This window comes from Gemmatimonadales bacterium (assembly GCA_030697825.1).
Lineage (GTDB): Bacteria > Gemmatimonadota > Gemmatimonadetes > Gemmatimonadales > JACORV01 > JACORV01.
In genome coordinates, this window is sequence record JAUYOW010000312.1 from 1 (window position 1) to 3,355 (window position 3,355).

The window sequence follows — 3,355 nt, forward strand, 5'->3', positions numbered from 1 at the left end:
GTTCTTCAGAACGCGCCCTCGCCGAGCGCGTCCTTCAGGACGCTGACCGGCTGCCGGCGCACGGCAGGCCTAGCCCCTCGCCTGGCTGCGCTCCGAGTTCCGCACCATCACGTACGCGATGAGCGCGAACGCGAAGAACACCAGCAGCATCCAGGTGATGCTCTGCGCTGTACCGATGATGGCGCGGTAGATCTCGAGCACCCACCGGTCAGCGTTCAGGACCAGCGGCGGCTGGTCCTTCGGCGGGTTGAGGTACTTCTCGAGGTTCCAGACCTGCACGCCGCCGGAGACGCCCACCACGACGATCGCGAGAGTGATGTAGCGCACCCAGGCCTCGCCCAGCGCCTCGGCCACGACGCGATTCATGATCTGCCGCACCGGGCTCCGGAACAGGAACGCTATCAGGAGCGCGACGGAGAGCGAGATGACGAACGTGGCGGCAAGGAGGGTTATGATCACGGCGGGCCTCGACGAGAAGGACCGGGCCAAGATACGGCTCCGATCCGGTCGCGAAAAGAAAGGGCGTCCGCTCCCGATTCCGGATCAGCCCGCTTCGCGGGCGCCGGCCGTCAGGCTTTCCCTTTGAGCCGGCTGATATCGCGGCGCTCCTTCCTGGACGGCTTCCCTTGGCCGTGGGAGAAGGCCTGCTGGGCTATCCGGTGCTGCTCGGCCAACCGCAGGCGGCGGGCCCTGCCGGCCGGATCCTCCTCGTAGAGCGCTGCGGCAAGAGCGGCGGACCCGCGCCGCGCCGAGAGCGCAAGGACCGTGATCAGGTGCTCGTAGGGGCCGAGCCGCAGACGGATCACGTCGCCGGGGCGAACCGCCTTGGCGGGCTTCGCCTTGGCCCCATTCACCTCGACTCTGCCGCCCCCGAGAGCCAGGGCGGCGAGGGCGCGCGTCTTGAAGAAGCGCGCCGCCCACAGCCACTTGTCCACGCGGACTGCTTCCTGCTCATCCACCAGCCAGCTCCATGCGCATGCGCACGATGGGCAGCACCTCCGCGCCCGGCAAGAGCGGGATGAGCGCCCGGATCGTGGGGAGGTCGGCGAGGGTGGCGAGGCGGGGTTGGGCCATCGTCAGAGTATGCTGCGTCATGCGCGGTTTCGCACCGTGGCGACGCGTGCGCGATCCTGCCCGACCGCGCTCAGCCCTGTGGCTTGGGGTCCAGCTTCAGCGACGCCGAATTGATGCAGTACCGGAGGCCGGTGGGACGCGGGCCGTCCGGGAAGACGTGGCCCAGGTGCGCGCCGCAGCGCGCGCAGTGGACTTCGGCGCGGACCATCCCGTGGCTGGCATCGCGCTGCTCCTCCACGCTCGCCTCGCCGGCCGGCGCGCTGAAGCTCGGCCAGCCGGTGCCGGAGTCGAACTTCGTCCCCGAAGCGAATAGCTCGGCGCCGCAGCAGACGCAGCGATAGGTGCCCGCGTCGTGACAGTCCCAGTACGCGCCGGCGAAGGCAGGCTCGGTGCCCTGCTGGCGCGCCACCCGGAACTGCTCGGGCGTCAACTGGGCCCGCCACTCGGCGTCGGTCTTCTGGATCTTGTCGGTCATGGTCTCACGGCCGTGCGAACCGGCATCACGGTACGTACCCCATCTTGCGGAATCCTTCGTAGCCTCGCCGGGTGAGGTCGGCCAGCTCCTTGAACAGCACGGCGTCGGGAGCGGTGAAGTTGAAGCACGCCTTGCCCTGCATCCGGGCCTTCAAGGCCGGCGAGATGCTGCCCTGCAGCATGTACACCGGCATCAGATGGTAGCTCACGTAGTTCTTCTTCACCGCGGCCGCGGCGAACATCAACCCGCCCGGGTACGTCTTCGTTGGATTGCCGAGGAGCGTGAGTCCATAGGAAGCCGATCTGGATACGGTGAGCTTCTTCCCGTATGGGCTCAGGATCTTCTCGAGTCCGGCCAGGGTGGCGCCGAAGTCCTTGGTAGTGCGTTTCGCCGCCGGCTTGCGCGCGCGGGTCGCCATGTGACCACTCCACGGGTGAGAACGACTCCGCGACGTTACACCGCGCCGGCGCCGGCGGTCAAGCGGAGGGCGCCGTCCTGCGCCGGGCTCGATGACCTCGCGCGACCCCGTCGCGACGCCACCCGCGGCTAGTCTTTCCAGTTCCACCACTTGAGCTTCTGGGCGTTAGGCCGAGGCGTGCCCGCGAAGTACACCGCGCAGCGGAACACGTATAGCAGGCAACGGTCCTGGTGGACGCCCCGCTGGAGGCAAATGCGATCGTACATCTCCTCGGGGTCCCGCCCCTTCAGGTCCGCGACGCACCCGATGCCCAGGTCTTGCAGGTCCTGGGCGATGCTGGGGCCGACGCCCGGGATGGACTGGAGGTCGTCAGGTGGCGCGCGACGCGCTTTCCTGCCTGGTGTCCCAGGGGCCGGGCGTGATGGGGAAACAGTCATGCCCCGAATAACCACCGAAGGTCAGCTTCCGTCAAGCCTCTTGAGTGGGGGTGTCGCACGATTTCGCGCCGGAATGCAGTGGTTCTGCCTAACAGGTTATGGGCGCTGACGGGCCTCGTCCGAAGGGACTACTTCCGCTCGCATTGACTCGGCGGCCGCGCCGAGCGCATGGGGTAGCTGCTCAGGGCACCCGCTCCCGGTCGGGCCCGTCGTCAATCTCGAGCTGCTTGGGCGCGACCACGTCGAAGTAGATCACCTGGTTGGTCTCTCCGGGCGCCGAGGCCGATGGGACGAGCAGCGCGGTGTACCCCTCTGAGCGCGCCCAGTCCGCGAGGCGGCGGCAGTGCTCGAGCGCCTCATCTCCATCGGCCGTGAGCAACGCGGGCTCGTCCTTGACGCCGGCGCCCAGCGCCGCCCGGCGAAGCGACCTCCGGTCGGTGAGGTTCAGCACTGGAGCCAGCGTGACGTCAATCGAAACCAGCTCCCGCGGGCCGAGCGCCCTACCGTAGCGCAAACGCGCGCGCGCCAGCTCGGCCAGAGCGCCGGCGCGGGTGAGCGCGGTGTAGAGACAAGCGTACTCGCCGCGCCGGTTCCAGCGGCCTTCCGCGTGCTTCCAGAGCTTGCCCAGGTGCAGCGGGACGGCGCCGGCGCGGACGTGCCGCCAGACGCGGCCCGCGAAACGCGTCAGGCGAAGGCTCCGCTCTCGGCGCTGGCGAGCAGACTGATGACGTCGGCGACGTCTCCGGCGACGATGGCGCGGAGCGGGGAGCGGCGGCGTAGAGCCGGCAAGGGCTGGTGCAGCCATTCCTGCATGCCCGTTCGGTCACGCCCGAAGGCAGCGTCGAGCGCCTGCGCCAGCTCCAGCATCTGCTCGGCCGCCATCACGTGCCGCGGGCTGGGCCGGTTCCTGGCCTCGCGCCAACGGGCGATCGAGCGGCTGGAGACGCCGAT

General features: G+C 69.1%; 8 protein-coding genes. All 8 read right to left on the bottom strand.

The window, feature by feature from the left end; translation table 11 throughout:
• Positions 1-69: 69 nt before the first annotated feature.
• A complete protein-coding gene (locus tag Q8Q85_15140) occupies positions 70-459 on the bottom strand; it encodes a hypothetical protein (protein MDP3775594.1) in 390 nt (129 codons plus the stop codon).
• A 110-nt stretch (positions 460-569) separates the two neighbouring features.
• On the bottom strand, positions 570-959 hold the full coding sequence (locus tag Q8Q85_15145) for an RNA-binding S4 domain-containing protein (GenBank protein MDP3775595.1): 390 nt from the start codon (positions 957-959) through the stop codon (positions 570-572).
• The gene (locus Q8Q85_15150; GenBank protein MDP3775596.1) at positions 952-1,095 is read right to left on the bottom strand and encodes a hypothetical protein; all 144 of its coding nucleotides are present in this window, start codon (positions 1,093-1,095) and stop codon (positions 952-954) included. Before Q8Q85_15150 ends, Q8Q85_15145 begins: the two co-directional genes overlap by 8 nt.
• Before the next feature lie 49 nt (positions 1,096-1,144).
• Positions 1,145-1,549 carry a peptide-methionine (R)-S-oxide reductase MsrB gene (gene msrB, locus Q8Q85_15155; protein MDP3775597.1) on the bottom strand — a complete coding sequence of 135 codons (405 nt, stop codon included), beginning with the start codon at positions 1,547-1,549 and terminating at the stop codon, positions 1,145-1,147.
• Between the two features lie 25 nt (positions 1,550-1,574).
• Positions 1,575-1,967 carry a hypothetical protein gene (locus Q8Q85_15160; protein ID MDP3775598.1) on the bottom strand — a complete coding sequence of 131 codons (393 nt, stop codon included), beginning with the start codon at positions 1,965-1,967 and terminating at the stop codon, positions 1,575-1,577.
• A gap of 128 nt (positions 1,968-2,095) precedes the next feature.
• Positions 2,096-2,404 carry a helix-hairpin-helix domain-containing protein gene (locus Q8Q85_15165; protein ID MDP3775599.1) on the bottom strand — a complete coding sequence of 103 codons (309 nt, stop codon included), beginning with the start codon at positions 2,402-2,404 and terminating at the stop codon, positions 2,096-2,098.
• Positions 2,405-2,585: 181 nt separating this feature from the next.
• Complete coding sequence (locus Q8Q85_15170; GenBank protein MDP3775600.1) at positions 2,586-3,092, bottom strand: RES family NAD+ phosphorylase; 507 nt, start codon at positions 3,090-3,092, stop codon at positions 2,586-2,588.
• A partial coding sequence (locus Q8Q85_15175) for a DUF2384 domain-containing protein (GenBank protein ID MDP3775601.1) occupies positions 3,089-3,355 on the bottom strand: 267 nt, incomplete at its 5' end. The genes Q8Q85_15170 and Q8Q85_15175, both read right to left, overlap by 4 nt.

Bases quoted from the DNA above. Each gene is read 5' to 3' on its own strand.
- Q8Q85_15150 (MDP3775596.1), bottom strand. From the start codon at position 1,095: ATGACGCAGCATACTCTGACGATGGCCCAACCCCGCCTCGCCACCCTC.
- msrB (MDP3775597.1), bottom strand. From the start codon at position 1,549: ATGACCGACAAGATCCAGAAGACCGACGCCGAGTGGCGGGCCCAGTTG.
- Q8Q85_15160 (MDP3775598.1), bottom strand. From the start codon at position 1,967: ATGGCGACCCGCGCGCGCAAGCCGGCGGCGAAACGCACTACCAAGGAC.
- Q8Q85_15165 (MDP3775599.1), bottom strand. From the start codon at position 2,404: ATGACTGTTTCCCCATCACGCCCGGCCCCTGGGACACCAGGCAGGAAA.